Below are 16,251 nucleotides of genomic sequence, written 5' to 3' on the forward strand. Positions count from 1 at the left end.
CCGTTCCGCTTTTCAGCCTACTCGCATTGCAGCCCCCCGGTGCCGGGCTGAGTATCGCAGCAACTGGTAAACATATCGTTGCCTGAATATCTCTCTGGCTAAACCTGTTGTTGGCCAAAACGCCAAAGCATTAATCCGCCAGTAACGTTTACATTGCTAAGTCTAGGGCTGTAGAATTGAAACTCCATATAAAAACGGGTTTGTTGACCATGTTCCTTCGTGCTGCATGCTGCTTGTCTATTGCTGTTTTATTTACACCTTCTGCGCAGGCGCAAATGAAGATTGCCGTGCCTGTACTGTCAGGACATTTCGATGAAAACATTGACGGCCGCAGCGCTGCTGCCCTGCGGGCAATATATAGTGAATGTGGAAATTCGGTTGAGTTCATCCCTTACCGCTGGGGACAACACTGGCTGGCTTTCGAGGATGACAAAAGCATAGATGCCGTCGCCCTTGTCTGAGACGATGCTGGTGTAAGCGGGTTCCCATCCCACGATTTTATTCATCAACGCAACGGCGTTGCCTACCGCGCCGACAAGGGTCTGGATATCGAAACGATTGCAGACCTTGAAGGCTTGCGCATCCTGGGTTTTGGCGGGGCTACCAGCATGTTCCCAAGCCTGGCCGAGGCCATCCCCACGCTTGGCAGTTATTGGGAGGCACCGTCGGGCTTCGCCACGACGCAAGCGCTGGTAAACGGCGATGCCGATGCCTTCATCACCGACGGCCTTATCTTCGCGATCGACTATATGGGGCGCGTGGATAAAACCGGAGCCACCTATGGCGACGACGCCTGGCCGCGCATGAAATTCACCGCGCTTTTCCCAACGAATGGTGACAAGATGCATTTCCGCGATGAAGACGAGCGCGACGAATTCAACGCATGCCTCGACCGGGCACAGGCATCCGGCGCAATTGCCAAAGCCACCAAACCGTATGTGGACCCCTACCGCGAGATCGTGGACGACCAAGTCCCCAAACAATAAGCCCCACAGCAAACCAGGGCAAAAGCGCGCCTGTCGGATCATGGCAGGGCAGGTCATGCCAAGTCAGGGACGGGCGCACCATGGCTATCCACACCCGTAACCTCGTCAAAGCAATTACTTTTGCCCTTCCTCTGGTGTTTCCTCGGCAGGCCGGTCCGCGTATTCTTCCACGCTCACACTACCGCCCCGTTTGGATTTTTTGCGCCGGATGTCCATGACATATTCCATCACATGCGGCGGCACCCTGCCCCAGCCCTTGCCGCCCGCAGATGCAGCAAAGTTTGACCACTCCGGCCCTGATCCGGCGGTTTGCAGCGCCGCCGTGTTCGTCGCGTTCGGGTTGACATCCCTTGGCACGCCCTCAAAAAGGTCCGCGATGTAATAGTCCGATGTCGTCATGTTTATCTCGTCCGCGCCACGGATACGCCCGGCGTAATACAGGTCGGCATACTTGGCAAGATGCGCACGAAGTTCCCTCTCGCCGCCCGGGAACAAGGCTATATTGTCCTCGTAATATGTTGAGATACGCAGCGCATTCCCACGCATTCTGGCCCCCCTGTTGGAGTTGATAAACTCCACCGCATTCTGCTTGAGGAGGTCATAGACATTTGCGGATGTAAAGGCCTCCCGCAGGATATTCGGCCCGCCGACGTAGCCCTGCCATAAACCATACACCACCAGCGGGTCCTGCCATTTTTCAACGAGGATATCGTGGTGAATATCATCAAGCGACAATCGTACGCCCGCCACGTTCAAAAGCTTCTTGTCGCGGATTTTTGCCATCACACGGCGGATTTCCTGTTCAGGGTATCGCTTGGCAAGTTGTTCAACCACGGTCACGTTATAGAGGTTCAGCCAATAGGCCGGTTGCTGGTTGCGGGTCCATTCCGCCATGGGCACGGCGCCAGGCAGCGCTTCAAGTTCGCGCCGCAGGACGGAAACTGCCTCGAGGTTCTTACCCTCAAATGCCGGGAAATGCAGCCGGTTACCCTCAAGCCGCGTGCTCGAGGTATTGACCTTGACGATCAGACGACCCGGCTGCGGCGCGGGTGACGGTGCAGAGCGACGGTCAGACATGCCTGCGTCAAAAACGGTGGCACGCAGAATATAGGACCAGTCATCATAGGTGATATCGACACTTTCGGCCGTGGCCTGCCCGCGGAAGGGTTCCGGCACGTTGCCGGTGTCCGCCAGTACAGCAGCCGGGGAAAAAAGCAGCAGCAGGGCTGAGAAAAATGAACCAATAGACCAGCCAACAGAGGTTGCCGCCTTATTTCTCATCTTCCTGTTCCTCCTCAAATTCTTCCACGCTGACCTGGCCTTCGCGCTTGGCTTTACGCTCCCTGATCTTCTGCAGGTATTCCATCACAAAACCCGGGGCAGGACTATTATAGTGTCGGTCCATTGTTGCAGTCATCCATTCAGCAAGGTCCGCCGCAGGCCCTCCACCGGTCAATGCCTCCGCAATTGCAGCAGAATTACCGGCGTTCGGATTGACGTCCCTGCGGTACCCCTGAAACAGGTCGGCGATGTAATAGTCGCCTGTGGTAGCCCGCACATATTTGGCCGCCTGGAAACGTTCCGCATACCCGGGCTCGGCATAGGACACAATATGGGCTTTCAGATCATCCGGCCCGTTCGGGAACAACGCGATGTTGTCGGAATAGATTTCCGCCACCCGCAGGGTATCGCCGTCCATCCGCGCACCACGGTTGGAGTTGATAAACTCCACCGCATTGTCCCGCAGTTGCCGATAAACGCTTGCCGCCGTATAGGCTTCGGGCCGGATATTGGGGCTGCCAACAAAACCGTGAAACAAGCCATACATCACCAGCGGATCGCGCCAGCCGGGGATCAGAATATCATGATGGATATTGTTCAGTGACAGGCTGACACCCGCCACGGTCAATAGCGGTTCGTCCAGAAGACCGGTCCGGCCACCGCGACCATAAAGCAGAGAGCGCAGTTCCTGTGCCGGATAGCGTTCGGCCAGCGCTTCAACAAGCCGGATGTTATAGAGATTAAGCCAGTACGCCAACTGCTGTTTTTTGGTCCATTCCGCCATCGGAATAGCATCAGGCATGGCTTCAAGTTCCACCCGAATACGTTTCAGCGCGTCCAGGTTTTCGCCCTCGAACGCGGGAAAATAAATCCGGTTGCCTTCAAAACGCAGGCTGCTTGTATTGCCCTTGACAATGCGGCGGCCAATCCCCGGCTCTGGCGGCGCAGCATACGCCCGGTCCGACAGGCCGGCCTCAAAGACCGTGACCTTCAGGATGTAAGACCAGTCATCATAGCGGATATCAACCGCCTGCTCGGTTGCGGGGGGCGCTTGAAGCGCTGCGATTTGAGGATTTTCGGCATTCGCTGCGGCAAGCGCCCCAGTGCACAGCAAAAAAAGAAGCATCAAGGATGCGGCATGTTTCATGTATATATCCCCCCGGACCAATTGACGTGCTGCGTACAATATTGCGCCAAAATATATACCATGGGAAGTATTTTTGTTACCGCCGATAGCGACGCCACCATTAATGGGCCCTTCCGCGCTGACCTGCGCAGGCCAGTCCCAAGGGATGACATGAGCCACAATATGCGTTTTTAAGAATAATTCGCAAAAAGTGTATTGCAATTGATAGTTATTCTTATTATTAGCTTGCCCCATATCAGGGAGCACCACTCATGAGCATTTCATCACCACAGACTTTCCTGCGCGGCGCCAGTGTCGCTGCGCTTCTCACTGCCGCGCTTCCCCTTGCGGCAATGGCACAATCCAGCGCCGACACAAACGCAGACGACAATGTTGAGGAAATCATCGTGACCGGCCGGGCACAGGCGCTGTACCGCGTATCCGAGACCGGCGTGGCCCGCGGCGCGGGTGACCCGATGGATATCCCGCAAGCCGTCAGCATCATCAACGAGGCGCTGATTGCCGATCAGGGAGCCCGCGACATGACGGACCTCTACCGCAACATCGCCGGCATCACGACCTTCAGCTACTCGGGCGTCACCTTCCGCGGCTTCCGGCAGGATCAGGTTTTTTATGACAGCCTGCGCGGCAACCCGTTCATCGCCTTCTCCGTGCCCAAGCTTTTCAACATCAAGCGCGTTGAAGTCCTCAAGGGTCCGGCAGGTATGCTGTATGGCCCCGGTGAGCCCGGTGGCCTGATCAACTATGTGACCAAAACCCCGACGGATGAGCTTGAAGCCCAGGCCGCCGTGACCGCGGGCAACTATAACCGCTATGGCGCATCGGGCGAGGTATCAGGTCCCCTCAACCGGTCCGGCACCATCCTTGGCCGCGTCGGCGCCTTCTATGAAACCATGGACCCATTCCGCAACAACACCGAAGACCAATCGGTTATCCTTGACGCGGGCCTGACGTTCAAAATGGGCGAAACGGCGCGCCTGATCACCCAGGTCACACACTATGACCAGGATATGCAGGGCGCACGCCTGCGCGGAGTGCCGACGGATGACGACGGCAACTTCCTCACCGACATCAGTTGGAACGCCAATGAGAAAACCGACTTCCTTGACCTCAAGGCCTCGGTTTATCAGGCGCGCTTTCAGGCGGAACCCGCTGACGGCGTGACGACGGAAGTTGGCATGCGCTACTTCGATGCGCTTGAGCGCCAGCAGTATCACGAACCGCGCGGGCTGATTGATACCGACGATGACGGTGTGATGGATAGTTCCCTGCGCGAACTCAGGGACCAGCAGCGCGAGACAGACGGCCTCACCATCTCCGGCACCGCGACCTATACACACAAACTGGGCGGCATGGATAACAAGATCCTCGTCGGCGGTGACTGGTACCGCGAAAACTCAAGCTTCTGGGCGCACACGGTTACCAGGGATGACGTACCTATCCTCGCGCTCGACAATCCGGTCTATGGCCTCTCGGGCGCCCAGTTCTACGACCTTGACGCCCTGCCGCTCCGCGAGACTGAAGCACAAAGCACCAAATACGGCTTTTATCTGCAGGACCAACTCAGCCTGACTGACCAGTTCACCATTGTCGGTGGCCTCCGCTACGATGCCTACAAGGACCAAGACACCATTGGCGGCGCCAACTATGACGACCACGAGGTCGCCTACCGCGCGGGTCTTGTTTATAAGCCGCAGGAAGACATCTCGCTTTATGCAAGCTGGTCCGAAAGCTTCGAGCCACAAAGCATCGGCAGCCAGGACCCGCTCGCGGGTGGGCCGTTCAACCCGGTAACGGGTGAGCAGATCGAAGCAGGCATCAAGGTCGCACTTATGGAAGGCCGGTTGCAGGCCAGCGCCGCCGTCTACCAGATCAAACGCCAGAACCTCTTGCAGCTTGATCCGAACGGCGACAGCTCTGACGGCGTGGATGATCAGGCCCCCATCGGGGAGGTGACCGCCAAGGGCTTTGATATCGAACTCGCAGCTGACCTCACGGACCACTGGGTGCTGACCGCCAACTATGGCTATAACGACACCAAAATCACCGGCACGGTGGAAGGCCAGTCGCTTTCCAACGCTGTCGGTGACCGCTTCGCGAACTCGCCAAAACATCAGGCGGGCCTTTGGACCCGTTACGAATTTACCCCCATCGACACCACTTTTGCGTTTGGTGCGGAATATGTGTCCAAGCGGGTGAGCATCGACGGCCAGACCGTGAAGGGCTATACCATTTTCGATACGTCGGTTATTCACCAGTTCACGGAGCGGGTGTCGGTCATGCTACGGGTGGATAACATCTTCAACAAGGAATATGCCTCGTCCGGCTTTATTGCGCGCGACGGCCATTTCCCCGGTGAACCCCGCACGGCCTTCATTGAGCTGAAGTGGAAACTTTAGGGGGCGCCCATGGGCCAGACAGTTTCGGGAAAGCAACCAAAAAAACGGTCGCTATGGTGGGTTGTTCATCACTGGGCAGGATTGAAGGTGAGCCTGTTTCTCACCTTCATTCTGGCCACGGGCACCCTTGCAACGCTTTCCCACGAGATTGACTGGCTCATGATCCCTGAAATGCGGGCGGAGTCCGAGAACCTGCCGCCCGCGAGCTGGGGCCAGATGTACGACAGCGCCAAAGCCGCCGTGCCTGAGGGCCGGATTGAGCGTATAAGCGCGCCGTATGACTTCTTTTTCGCCGCCGAAGCCATCGCGCTTGATTCCAGCGGTAACCGTATACGGGTGCAGATCAATCCCTACTCCGCTGATGTTCAGGGCGTCACATCCTGGTTCAATGCCCAGCGCCTGTTCCGCGAACTGCACCGCCACCTGATGGTGCCGGTCAAGGTTGGGCTGCCCTTTGTCGCCATCCTTTCCGTTCCCATGCTGGCCTCGCTTGTCACAGCTTTCTGGGTTTACAAAAAATGGTGGCGCGGCTTTTTTCGCCTGCCTCGCCTCCGGCTTCCGGGGCGCGGCAAACGTATGGGCGATGCCCGGCGCTTCACCGGCGACCTACACCGCTTTGCCGGTCTGTGGAGCCTGTGGTTCATCGCCGTTATAGGCGTAACCGGGCTGTGGTATCTGGTGGAATGGGGTGGTGGTGGCGCCCCCGGCGCGCTCAAACCTGTGCGCAACCTACCTGTGGCCGCGCTGGACGGCGATAAACTGGACAGGCTGGTTACATCTGCGCAAGCCGCTTACCCGACCCTTCACGTTACCTCGCTTTATTTCCCCAACAACAAACGCGGCGGTGTTGTTGTCATGGGACAGGCCGACGCCGTCCTGATGCGCGAACGCGCGAATGCCGTGCTGGTTGACCCGGAAACGGGCCAGGTTGTGCAGATACAAAAGGGCGAAGACCTGAGCGTGCATCAGCGTATCGCGGAAGGGTCCGATCCCCTGCACTTCGGTACCTGGGCGCAAGGGCATTCGCTCAGTTTTGGTGTCCGGCTGTTGTGGTTCGCTTTTGGCGCTATCCTCACAGGCCTTGGTATCACAGGGGTGATGATCTTCTCCATGCGGCTCAAGCCTGCTGACCGGCCTGCAAAAATAACAGAACCCGGCTTTCTTGGCGACATGTGGCGCGGCATGGGTCGCTTCCGCATCCCGGCACTTCTGCTTGCGCTGCTCGGCCTTGCGATGGCGGCATATAATATCAGCGTCGCCATCGCCTGATTTCTGTTATTCCACCGCAATCTCGCGGCTGCGGATTTCTGCAGCAAAGTCCTGGCAGCGGTTGGCAAGCTCGTCGGTCCGGCTGGTCAACTGCCTGGCGGCGGCAAATGTAGACTTCACAGACCGGCCGACCTCATCCACCACATCGCTGATCCGGTGCACCTGTTCAGCCGCTGTTGATGTCTCACCGCTTGCGGTTTGCGCCGCGCGGGCAATCTCGCGCGTGGCGGCGTCCTGTTCCTCAACCGCCGCCGAAATACCGACCGAGTTTTCAGAGATGTTATTGATGTCGCTTGCGACACGTTCGATCATTTTCACCACCTCTGCACTGATCTCCTGCATCGCGGATAGCTGGTCGGATATCTGCTGCGTAGCACTGCTGGACTGATTGGCAAGGCTTTTGACCTCGCTGGCCACAACGGCAAACCCCTTGCCAGCTTCGCCCGCGCGGGCAGCCTCGATCGTCGCATTCAGCGCAAGCAGGTTGGTCTGCGCGGCAATGTCGCTGATGATGTCGATGATGCTGGTGACCTTGTCGGCATAATCCGCCATTTTATGGATGGTTTCCGTGCTGGCTTTCACATGCTCCAGCGCCTGGCCTGCGATATCGCGGCTGCGTGAGACCTGCTGGCTGATCTCGCTGACGGACGCTGCCATCTGTTCCGCGCTGGCCGCCACCGAACTGGCGTTCTGCGTGACATTATTGGTCGCGCTTTCCGCCGCATCCACCATGCCGCGCGCGCGACCGCTGGCCTCGTCAAGGGCCTCGCCGTCTTTCTCAAGCAGGCTTGTGGTATCAATAATGTCGCCCGCAAGGGTGCCAATGACATTTTCAAACTCGTCCGCAAGCTGGTTGAGCTGTGCCCGCGCGTCGGCAAGGCTGCTTTCCCGTTCCGCCTTGCGCTGCTCCAGCAGGCGGTTGTTGTCGGCCTGCACCTCCTTCGCTTCAGCGAGGGCAGAATCGGACGCAGCTTTGGCCTCCTCCGCTGCGCGCACGGCGGCCTCGGCCTGCCGCGCCTGCGCCATGGCTTCTGAATGCGCCTCGTCCGCCTCCCCAAACACCTTGGACAATTTCAGTGACAACCACATCAAAACAAAGGTTTCAAAGACCACAATAACGGCGTGCAACACGACACGCAGAAAACTTGCACCCTCAGGGAAAACCCATGCGGGCATGATGATGTTGAGAAGCAGGTGGTGAGCTGCCGTCACACCGGCCGCGACCACAATGGCGCGCCAGTCCAGTATCGCTGTCACCATCGCAAGGGCAGCAAAGAAATACATATGCATGTCGATCTGCCAAGGGTGGCCCCGAAAGACAAACACCAATATCGCGGCCTGCAGGACATAACCCGCCGCCAGCACATAACGTACCGCGGGCGCCTCACCTTGCATGCGGACCATGACAAACCCTGCAAGCGCCAGCACCAGGGACAAGACGCTGCTGGCAATGGTCGCGTCGGCGCCGATAACAAAGCCAAGAACCAAAACAAGCGGCACATGCAGAAATTGTCCCAAGGCCAAAGCCCGCATGGCAGACGCCCTCAGTTTATCGAGTGAATTCATTGTTCTGCTCCATCTCAGGACCAAGGCCACCGGTCCATTTTTTCTGTTTTGAGAACTGTGCGCCGCAGCCAGCGGCACCAAAGGGGTCTAGTACCAATATCGCGCCGTTTGCACGCAGCCTGTTCGGTAAATCGCGGGCATCACTGGCCACAAGAAAAGAACCAGGCAGCCGGCCTTCTGCTACAAAATAGGCATCGGCATTAATGATAGACGAGACATGGGCATCCTGCCTCAGGAATGGGTTATACATTGCCAGAACCACGCCGCGTGACGGCGGCACCATACTCATTAATGCGATGGACGACAGAATAAACGCTGTCATCAGTATAGATGGTATCAAATCCCGCATGTGGCAGAATCCCCCACTTGCTCTCCCGGTCGCACCAATCGTGTCTTCGTTGTGCGATGGTTGAAGCCAAATAAGGACTCGCCCCCGCATGCACTATACGTCTGGATAAGTTAATAGATTTAAAACCTTGTCATATTTTGGCGTCAGCCGTCGGCGACATGGATAATGTCGCCCAGTTTTTTACGGCACTGCGCGCGCAGGAACTGTGCCATGATGCGGTAAAGCTGGCGTTGAGGCGCTGACGGACGCCACGCCAGCACCACTTCCCGGTCTGTCGGGGTCTCATCCAATTCAAGCACCGCGACGTCGTTGCGGGGATGAATTTCCGAGCGCACATAAAGCGCGGGCAGGAACGCAAGGCCAATGCCGGTGCCGATCATCTGCCGCACAGTGTCGAGGCTGGTGCCCTCATAATCGCGCATGAGGCGTGCGCCATAACGATTGGCCAGCGCCTGCATCTGTTCAAAAAGCCGGTGTCGCTCCTCAATCGCCAGCAGCCGTTCGCCCGCGATGTCCTCCGGCTTCACCCTCCCGCGTGTGGCCAGCAAATGCTCAGGCGGGGCACACAAAAGAAACGGCTCCCCAAACAACAGGTCTTCGGTCAGGCCTGTCACCTCCAACGGACGGGTGGTGAGGATAAGGTCATAGCGCCCGTCCAGAAGGCCGTTTTCAAGGTCCCGTGGCGGTTCCTCGCGCACATAAAGCCTGAGCGACGGATACTCGGTGTGAATATCCGAGATCACATCCGGCAGGAAATAGGGCCCAAGCGTGGACGGCACACCCAACCGGTGGATACCCGACGCACTATCGAGCGAGAAGCGGGCAATATCGCGGATGGCATGCACTTCCTCAAGCGCACGTTCAGCATGGGGCATGATGGCGCGGCCGGCCGCTGTCGGAAAGGCCCCGGTGCGGGAACGTTCCAGCAAAATAAGCCCAAGTGCATCTTCAAGCGCCGCGACCTGAGACGTCACCGTCGGCTGGGACACGCCAAGGCGCTGCGCTGCCTTGCGGAAACTTTTGGCCTGGCATATGGCATGAAAATACTGCAACTGCTTGATGGTGGGGTGCCCAACGGCCATATTTTTGTGCCTTTTTTATATGATAGCTTTTATCTATCACTAAACACAAAAATCATACAATTGTTTTTATAACCCATCCCCCCTAAATCCTGCGGGACAGGCAGCGCACCTCCCCAAGCTTGCGCACGCCTGCCACCACAAAAATATGATGGAGAGGGTTACATGAAAAAAATCGTCGAAGGTGTTTTACGTTTCAAGGAAGAGGTCTACCCCCAGCACCTTGGCCTGTTCAAGGAACTGTCATCGGGCCAAAGCCCGGAGGTCCTGATGATCACCTGCGCGGACAGCCGCGTCGACCCCGGCATGATCACGCAGGCCAACCCGGGCGAGCTGTTCATCTGCCGCAATGCCGGCAACATCGTGCCGCCCCACAGCCAACATACCGGTGGCATGACGGCCTCCATCGAATATGCTGTCGGCGTTTTGAAAGTCAGCGATATTGTGGTCTGCGGCCACACCGACTGTGGCGCCATGAAGGGTGTGATGAACACCGACGCGCTGAAAGACGACCTGCCCCACGTTTGCAACTGGCTGTCGCACAGCAAGGCCGCCGTGCATGTGGCGCGCGAAAAAACGTCTGAAGACGATCAGGAAGCGTTCCTGAAATCCGTGACGGAGCAGAATGTGTTGCTGCAGCTTCAACACCTGAAGACGCACCCGCTGGTCGCCGCTGGCATCGCCGCCGGGCGCATCCGCCTGCATGGCTGGGTTTACGATATTGAGCATGGTGAGGTCCGTGCCTACAACAACGGTACAGACAGCTTCATGCCACTTGCAGAGACAGGTGCCGCGGCTGCGTAACCGCGCTGGCTCCCCGCCCCAATTCAAGAGTGCCCCTAGGGGCAGCAGAGGATAGACATGAGTTTTATCAACACATCCAACTTGCGCGGTGATGTGATGGGCGGCCTGACGGCCGGTATCGTCGCACTACCGCTTGCACTCGCCTTCGGTGAGGCGTCAGGCGCCGGGCCTATTGCCGGCCTCTACGGCGCCATTATCGTTGGCTTTTTTGCCGCGCTTTTTGGCGGCACCGGCAGCCAGATTTCAGGCCCCACGGGGCCAATGGTCGTGGTCTTCGCGGGCGTATTTGCCACGCTCTCGGGCAACCCGGCCCTCGTCTTCGCGGCCGTGGTCCTGGCCGGGCTTCTGCAAATCCTGTTTGGTGTCCTGAAGTTTGGCCAGTTCATCCGCCTTGTACCTTACCCTGTTGTGTCGGGCTTTATGTCCGGCATCGGAGTGATCATCATCGCGCTGCAGATGTCACGACTGTTTGGGCATGAACCGGAGGGCAGCGGCACTATCCCCGCTCTCAGTGCCATCCCAGGCGCGGTGATGGACCCCAATATCATCGCCCTTGGCATCGGCCTGATGACGCTGGCGGTCGTCTTCTTCTGGCCGAAGAAGCTCGGCAAGTTCCTGCCCGCGCCGCTGGCCGCGCTTATTGTCGCCACCCTTGTCAGTGTCGCCATCGCTGGCGCACCGGTCCTGGGGGATGTGCCAACGGGCCTGCCGTCCTTCATCACGCCGGCATTTGAAGGCGACAGCTTCCTTGTTGTGCTTGAAGCGGCCTTCCTGCTGGCTCTTCTGGGTGCGATCGACAGCCTGCTGACTTCCCTTGTCGCCGACAACATGACCCGCACGCGGCATGATTCGAACAAGGAGCTGATCGGCCAGGGTGTCGGCAACACAGTGGCTGGTCTCTTTGGCGGTGTACCGGGTGCCGGTGCCACCATGCGGACCGTGGTGAACATCCGCTCTGGCGGCCAGTTCAAGATCTCGGGCATGGTGCATGGCCTTGTTCTTCTGGCTGTTGCGCTTGTGCTGGCACCGGTTGCCAGCCTGATCCCGCACGCGGCCCTTGCCGGTATTCTGGTCAAGGTCGGCTATGACATCATTGACTGGAGCTACCTGAAACGTGCGCACAAAGGCCCACGCTGGGACCTCGCGCTGATGGCTGTTGTTCTGGGCCTGACGGTTTTTGTTGACCTCATCACCGCCGTCGGTGTGGGCGTGGTGCTGGCAGCGCTTGCTTTCATCAAGCAACTGTCGGCCGAACAGCTGAAAAACTTCACGGTTTCAAGCCGCGAGATCGCCAACCCGCTTGAGCGTGAGCTTCTGGCCCGTGGCGGCGACAAGGTCACCCTGTTTGACTTCGGTGGGCCGCTGAGCTTTGGCGCGGCAGCAGACCTTGGCCACCATGTACGCGAACGTGCTGACGGTCAGACCAAGGTGTTGATCCTTGATTTCTCCCGCGTGCCGTTCCTTGACCTGTCCGCCGCCAAAGCGGTTGAGACGATCGCGGAAGACGCGCTGCATGCTGGCAAGTCACTTTATCTGGCGGGCGTGAACGACAAGGTGAAAGACGTGCTGAGCGGCCTGCAGGTCACCAGCAGCGTGCCGGAAGACCACTGGTTCGACAATCGTCGGAACGCACTTGAAAAAGCCCTTGAAGACATCGGTGTCTCCGCTGACGTGGACGCTGCGAAACTGCCCATGGAGGCCCGTATTGCGCCAGCCGAATAACGGCAGGGTCTCCATAAACAGGGAAAGCCACCCCGCCCAACCGGGGTGGCTTTTTTTTCGGGCCCTTAGTGCGAGTGCGAACACCTAGAACCCGAGGTTGGCCCCCATATAAAGCCCGAGAACTGCAAGGATGGGCCCCCACAAGGTCACCGGCACGAAGAAAATTGCCGGGCTTTTGCCGTTGTCGGCCCCTGCCAGCAGTTCAATTTGCCCACGCAAGGTGGAAACCGCAGACGGCCCTTCGTGCACATAGCGCATGTGAAGCCCATCAGAATACAGTTTCAGCTCAAACCCGAGATAGCTGATGGCGGGCGCCGCCATCAGGAAATAAACCGGAACCGAGACAAAGCCCGTCCCTGCGAAAAGAAGGAAACCCATGGCGAAAGCCAAAACGGCAACCGAACCTAAACCGCTCCAGAACATGATAATATCTCGCGTACCTGTGGCCAGCTCCCATACTGACCGTTAACCCCACCAGGCCATGACCCGAAGCGCGAAGCTTATGGAACGGGACTGCGTGCAAACCTGGTATTTTAAAACTCTGCCTCATGCATTGGCGGCGCCTGTCCGACGGGTCTTCTGTCCGACGGGTCTTCTGTCCGACGGGTCCTCGCGGACTGGTACGGACGGGCCATCAATTTCCCTGCATGTGACAGGTTGTATTTGATTCCTCCTCCCGTAAAGTTTCGAGTACTCAAACAACACGGCGATATAAATTTCTTATAAATACGCCCTGATTCCGTCCGAAAAATGGGTAGATCATGGAAATCCTCCCCTTATCATCGCCGCACACGGGCAATGTAGGTCGTACCGGATAAATGCGTCTTGATAGCTTATTTATGGATTCTCCGCTTCGCCCAATCGCACGCTGACACGATCCCGCCTACCGTGAAATCATTGATTGGTGGAACGGTAAATAAAAGGGGATGCAATGCCCTATACATCAGTGCAGGAACTGCCCGACCAGGTGAAGGACAACCTGCCCAAGCACGCACAGGAAATATACAAGGAAGCCTTCAACAGCGCCTGGGACGACTATAAGGACCCGGACGACCGCCGTGGCGACGCCAGCCGCGAGGAAGTTTCCCACAAGGTAGCCTGGGCCGCCGTCAAAGAGAAATACGAGAAGACCGATGGCAACTGGCAGCGCAAATAAACGCATCTCCGCCGCGAAGCGCCCTCATGCGAGCGCGCACGCCGCCACCCCGGCCGCACCGCGGTCCCGCGACCTTCTTTTATTCACAAACGCCAAGCACCGCCGCTGGTCGATCATCGGCGCCATGAGCGTGATGACGATGGACTGGCAGGATTTTTAGCCCGCACAGCCCGGAAAGGCGCCCCCATGGACGTGAAGAATAAAGTGCTCAAACACCTTGATGACATGGGTGATACGGCAAAAGCCAAAGACGGTGAGGAACTGATTGATGAGCTTGCGGAGCGCTACGACGCGCCGCGTGAGGCCATCGAACAAATCATCGCCGACTGGATGGCTGGCGAGAAGAAGGACCATAAGGAATAAGCCGCGCCCGGCCCTGCTGTGGCGAAATACGCTTGAAACCTGTCGGCGCGCTGGTGCGCTTTTACCGTCCTCAGTTTACCGCAGTGTTCACAACCGTGATACGCTTCAGGTGACGTTCAAGCTTGTCACTTGGCGCATCTTCCATCCGCCCACCAAGGTGGCTCTCCAGCGCTTTTTCCACCATATAAAAATACGCCTGCCGGGCGATGCTGCCAGATGGACTGTGCCCCGCATTTGACTCTTCAAGGTAGGTCACGGTCCTGCCCGCATGCTGCAAACGCAGGACATAATCCCTGACATCAAGAACCGACACTTTCGGGTCATTGCCGCCCGCCCAAATGGCAAGCGGTGCTTTGACTTTTCGCCAGTGATAGTCAGGTGACTTTTCATACATGCGCTGGCGGTCGGTGGGGTCATCCGGGTCCACCGCCTGATCCTTGTAGAATTCAAGGCTCAGGTCGAAGTCAGGGATATCATGCATTTTCCGGTAGTGATCAATCGTCTTTCCCAGATCAGCCGGCGGCGCACCCGCGACCCCGACAAGGAAGGTATCAGGCGTGAAGGCAAGGGCCGCAAGAACGGAAAACCCACCAAAAGAATGGCCGAAAATTGCCAGCTTTTCCGGGTTACCCACCCCCCGGCTCAGCACATAATTCAAGCCGTCGATGATGTCCTCTTGCACACGGCCCTCGCCAAATTCGCGCCGTCCGGCAGCCATATACCGGTGGCCAAAGCCGGTGGAGGCGCGGAAGTTTGGCTCAAAGACCGCGTAGCCCCGGTTGGCCAGGAACTGGGCGCGGGTATCAAACGAGCCATCAGCCCGGCCCCACGGCCCGCCATGCGGCACCACCACAAGCGGCACAGCCCCGGGGTCCTTGCCCAGCGGCAAGGTGACATAACCTTGCTGGCGCATGCCGTCGCTAACCGTGTACCAGACGGCGATGCGCGGCGCCAAGTGGTTGAGCATTGCCTGCCACTCAGCGGTTGCTGTTTGCCCGGCAAGCGGCGCCAGCAGGTCGCCGGTTGCAGGGGTGAAAAGCGTGACAGCCGGTGATGGCTGATCGGCGCTTTGATCCACAACCAGCAGGCGGGAGAAATCGCCGTTGGGTTCGATGTAATAGTAACGCGCGCTCAAGCGGCGGCTGACCTCGGCCACCGCCTCCTGCGCCCCTGGGGTCAAACCATAAAAGCTGGTCTCGTCATCCTTGTAACCCACAAGCACAGGGTCCCCCGTGCGGGCGTCCAGCTTGACGGCGTTCAGGTCAAACAGGCCAGAGGGGTCGCGGTGCAGGCGCTTGTGCGTACCGGTCTGGGGATCAACTGCGTAAAGCCCCAGAAGGTCGTCGCCGAAGCGGCCGCGCATATAAAGCGTTTCTGCCGCGCTGTTGTAGCTTAACAGACCACATTTGTCGGTAATCAGGCACCTGAACAGTGTCTGCGTTTCACCCCCCAGGATGCGCAATACATCAAGGCCGCCTCCGTTTATCTGTATGGCAAAATGAGGTATGCTCCCGTTGCCCGGCAGGAAATCAGAGACATAAGTTTCATGGTGGTAGAGCGCTGTTTTTTCCCCATCCGGCAGCACGCGGAACAGGGTATGACTCGCCCGGCCTTTCGCCTGTTGTGACGCGATAAACGCATGCGGGTGCCGGGGATCGACCCCGTAAAAGCCTTCTTCGCTTTTGGCGTCAAGATTAAGCACATGGGCGGGCTGTTCGGGCCTCGTCATGTCAATCACGCCGATGCCCTGTTCGGTTTCGATGAATATATAGCCGCTGTCGCCGGACCAGTGCAGCCCCTCAAGCATTTTGGTGCTGAAAAGCGTTTGGTGTTGGCCAGTTCCTACGGTGTAAAGCCGCACCTGTTTTATGGGATCGAGGTCCAGCACATAGGCGAGATAACGCCCGTCAGGAGATAGTTTCACCACGGGTATGGCGTCTGGCGCACTGAGCATGGCGCGCGGAAAAAGCGGTGCCTCGCCATGCGCTTCTGCGATGGCCATGGCGTCGTCCAACTCGTCCGCAAAGGCTATCGAGCTTGGCTGGGTCAGGGTGGAAGCGGTCAGGGCCAAGGCGTAGTTCAGCCATTGCCGCGCCCGGGTGAATAAGAGCGTCATGGTTCGTCCCATCG

At 58.1% G+C, this 16,251-nt stretch carries 16 protein-coding genes; 8 read left to right on the forward strand and 8 right to left on the reverse strand.

What is annotated here, in order from left to right; genetic code table 11:
- Positions 1 to 299 precede the first annotated feature (299 nt).
- Entirely contained in the window at positions 300 to 494 is a 195-nt protein-coding gene (locus OEU85_RS03925) for a hypothetical protein (RefSeq protein ID WP_262690141.1), read from the reverse strand.
- A gap of 114 nt (positions 495 to 608) precedes the next feature.
- Between OEU85_RS03925 and OEU85_RS03930 the strand changes: the two genes are divergently transcribed.
- Positions 609 to 986, forward strand: coding sequence for a hypothetical protein (locus OEU85_RS03930; protein WP_262690142.1), 378 nt, complete (start codon positions 609 to 611; stop codon positions 984 to 986).
- 114 nt (positions 987 to 1,100) lie between these two features.
- Here the strand turns inward: OEU85_RS03930 and OEU85_RS03935 are convergent, their stop codons facing one another.
- Together OEU85_RS03935 and OEU85_RS03940 are read right to left on the reverse strand one after the other, a co-directional pair.
- Positions 1,101 to 2,267 carry a DUF547 domain-containing protein gene (locus OEU85_RS03935; protein ID WP_262690143.1) on the reverse strand — a complete coding sequence of 389 codons (1,167 nt, stop codon included), beginning with the start codon at positions 2,265 to 2,267 and terminating at the stop codon, positions 1,101 to 1,103.
- Positions 2,257 to 3,414, reverse strand: coding sequence for a DUF547 domain-containing protein (locus OEU85_RS03940; RefSeq protein WP_262690144.1), 1,158 nt, complete (start codon positions 3,412 to 3,414; stop codon positions 2,257 to 2,259). Before OEU85_RS03940 ends, OEU85_RS03935 begins: the two co-directional genes overlap by 11 nt.
- Before the next feature lie 251 nt (positions 3,415 to 3,665).
- Here OEU85_RS03940 and OEU85_RS03945 point away from each other — a divergent pair, with 251 nt between their 5' ends.
- Together OEU85_RS03945 and OEU85_RS03950 are read left to right on the forward strand one after the other, a co-directional pair.
- Positions 3,666 to 5,813 carry a TonB-dependent siderophore receptor gene (locus OEU85_RS03945; protein ID WP_262690145.1) on the forward strand — a complete coding sequence of 716 codons (2,148 nt, stop codon included), beginning with the start codon at positions 3,666 to 3,668 and terminating at the stop codon, positions 5,811 to 5,813.
- A gap of 9 nt (positions 5,814 to 5,822) precedes the next feature.
- Entirely contained in the window at positions 5,823 to 7,082 is a 1,260-nt protein-coding gene (locus tag OEU85_RS03950) for a PepSY-associated TM helix domain-containing protein (RefSeq protein WP_262690146.1), read from the forward strand.
- 6 nt (positions 7,083 to 7,088) lie between these two features.
- Here the strand turns inward: OEU85_RS03950 and OEU85_RS03955 are convergent, their stop codons facing one another.
- The 3 genes from OEU85_RS03955 to OEU85_RS03965 all read right to left on the reverse strand — a co-directional run bounded on the left by OEU85_RS03955 (position 7,089) and on the right by OEU85_RS03965 (position 10,079).
- Positions 7,089 to 8,648, reverse strand: a complete 1,560-nt coding sequence (locus OEU85_RS03955; protein WP_262690147.1) for a methyl-accepting chemotaxis protein — start codon at positions 8,646 to 8,648, stop codon at positions 7,089 to 7,091.
- Positions 8,632 to 8,997 (reverse strand): hypothetical protein, encoded by a 366-nt coding sequence (locus tag OEU85_RS03960; protein ID WP_262690148.1) that lies wholly within the window; start codon positions 8,995 to 8,997, stop codon positions 8,632 to 8,634. Before OEU85_RS03960 ends, OEU85_RS03955 begins: the two co-directional genes overlap by 17 nt.
- A 143-nt stretch (positions 8,998 to 9,140) precedes the next feature.
- On the reverse strand, positions 9,141 to 10,079 hold the full coding sequence (locus OEU85_RS03965; protein WP_262690149.1) for a hydrogen peroxide-inducible genes activator: 939 nt from the start codon (positions 10,077 to 10,079) through the stop codon (positions 9,141 to 9,143).
- Between the two features lie 162 nt (positions 10,080 to 10,241).
- Between OEU85_RS03965 and OEU85_RS03970 the strand changes: the two genes are divergently transcribed.
- Both OEU85_RS03970 and OEU85_RS03975 read left to right on the forward strand, forming a co-directional pair.
- Complete coding sequence (locus OEU85_RS03970) at positions 10,242 to 10,880, forward strand: carbonic anhydrase (RefSeq protein WP_262690150.1); 639 nt, start codon at positions 10,242 to 10,244, stop codon at positions 10,878 to 10,880.
- A 57-nt stretch (positions 10,881 to 10,937) separates the two neighbouring features.
- On the forward strand, positions 10,938 to 12,602 hold the full coding sequence (locus OEU85_RS03975) for a SulP family inorganic anion transporter (protein ID WP_262690151.1): 1,665 nt from the start codon (positions 10,938 to 10,940) through the stop codon (positions 12,600 to 12,602).
- Between the two features lie 84 nt (positions 12,603 to 12,686).
- On the opposite strand, the gene OEU85_RS03980 is transcribed toward OEU85_RS03975, so the two are convergent.
- Positions 12,687 to 12,980, reverse strand: coding sequence for a hypothetical protein (locus OEU85_RS03980; protein WP_262690152.1), 294 nt, complete (start codon positions 12,978 to 12,980; stop codon positions 12,687 to 12,689).
- A gap of 553 nt (positions 12,981 to 13,533) precedes the next feature.
- Between OEU85_RS03980 and chaB the strand changes: the two genes are divergently transcribed.
- Genes chaB through OEU85_RS03995 form a run of 3 tightly spaced genes read left to right on the forward strand, consistent with a single transcriptional unit; the run spans position 13,534 to position 14,121 of the window.
- Entirely contained in the window at positions 13,534 to 13,758 is a 225-nt protein-coding gene (chaB, locus tag OEU85_RS03985) for a putative cation transport regulator ChaB (RefSeq protein ID WP_262690153.1), read from the forward strand.
- Positions 13,736 to 13,918 (forward strand): hypothetical protein, encoded by a 183-nt coding sequence (locus OEU85_RS03990; RefSeq protein ID WP_262690154.1) that lies wholly within the window; start codon positions 13,736 to 13,738, stop codon positions 13,916 to 13,918. Before chaB ends, OEU85_RS03990 begins: the two co-directional genes overlap by 23 nt.
- Positions 13,919 to 13,944: 26 nt before the next feature.
- Positions 13,945 to 14,121: a hypothetical protein gene (locus tag OEU85_RS03995; RefSeq protein WP_262690155.1), complete on the forward strand. Its 177-nt coding sequence runs from the start codon at positions 13,945 to 13,947 to the stop codon at positions 14,119 to 14,121.
- A 70-nt stretch (positions 14,122 to 14,191) separates the two neighbouring features.
- Here OEU85_RS03995 and OEU85_RS04000 read toward each other — a convergent pair whose 3' ends face one another.
- Entirely contained in the window at positions 14,192 to 16,237 is a 2,046-nt protein-coding gene (locus OEU85_RS04000; RefSeq protein WP_262690156.1) for a S9 family peptidase, read from the reverse strand.
- Positions 16,238 to 16,251 lie beyond the last annotated feature (14 nt).

The organism is Kordiimonas aestuarii (genome assembly GCF_025574465.1).
In the GTDB taxonomy this organism is placed as follows: domain Bacteria; phylum Pseudomonadota; class Alphaproteobacteria; order Sphingomonadales; family Kordiimonadaceae; genus Kordiimonas; species Kordiimonas aestuarii.